Source organism: Salegentibacter maritimus (assembly GCF_016236915.1).
GTDB classification, from domain to species: Bacteria; Bacteroidota; Bacteroidia; order Flavobacteriales; family Flavobacteriaceae; genus Salegentibacter; species Salegentibacter maritimus.
The window spans coordinates 1-947 of record NZ_JAEHOK010000052.1 but is presented as its reverse complement, the minus strand read 5'-3'; the positions used below and the strand labels follow the sequence as shown (position 1 = coordinate 947).

1 protein-coding gene is annotated in these 947 nt (G+C 30.1%); it reads right to left on the bottom strand.

Going from position 1 to position 947, the window contains the following annotated elements; genetic code table 11:
• Positions 1-224: 224 nt before the first annotated feature.
• The gene (locus I6U49_RS16800; RefSeq protein WP_198629695.1) at positions 225-818 is read right to left on the bottom strand and encodes a hypothetical protein; all 594 of its coding nucleotides are present in this window, start codon (positions 816-818) and stop codon (positions 225-227) included.
• Positions 819-947 lie beyond the last annotated feature (129 nt).

Genomic DNA, 947 nt, shown 5'->3' with positions numbered 1-947 from the left:
TTTCATTTGATACTATCATTTGATATTATCAAAAGTAAGCTCATTTTTTACCAATTGAAAGAAAAATGTTGTTTTTATAATTGGGTACAACGGTTTTGTGTATGATTAGTGGCGTGTTTAAGCACCTAATTTAGCAAATAAAAACCGAATAGAAAATCCGCGAGGATTTTCGTAAGTAGGCGAGAACCAGCCATTAATTATACACGGTGTTGGCAAATCGTTTTTTATTTCCACTTGAAAGTTTTATATAATTTTTCCGCATAATCAATTAAATTTTTGTCAGTTTCAAATTCATAAGTCTTGTCAATATATTGAAACGAAACAGTAAACATATATGCTGTTTTATGTTCTTTAGAGTATGTTATTAAATCATATCGGCTTTGATTAAGTCTTTTTGATGTTCGGTAAAATCTGGTGTTTAATAATATTGATTCGCTACTGTCTGATAATTCAAAAGGCTTTTCCGAATAATTGTCTTCATTTTCAAAAATTCTGTCAGGATTTTCGAAATATCCATTTATCGTACTTTCTTTAGCATCTTTAAGATTTTTTGCTTTGTCAAGTTTAACAAGAAAAATAGATATTTTAATTGGTCCACCATTGAAACTTATCGGAAGTCCTTTTCCACTTGCCTCAAAAAACTGTTCGGGACCATTTTTTCCGTTCATCATTTTTCCATAATTCCTCCAAGATGTTGGAACTTGAAATTCATAGATTTCGGATGAAATAGTATCCGTTTCTGTCCACATTTCATTCGTAGTTTGAGAAAATCCATTTAGACAAATTAAAATTCCAATTATTGTGATTATTCCTTTCATTTCTTTAATTCAGTTTCGTTTTTTTAATGTTTGCCAACGGTTTTGGTTAAAGGAAGTAGCGAGTAGGGAAGAGCTAGCTTGTCAGTTTAACCAGGATTAATTTAGAAATCTAAAATATAGAATTTTAGC

Bases quoted from the DNA above. Each gene is read 5' to 3' on its own strand.
- I6U49_RS16800 (WP_198629695.1), bottom strand. From the start codon at position 818: ATGAAAGGAATAATCACAATAATTGGAATTTTAATTTGTCTAAATGGA.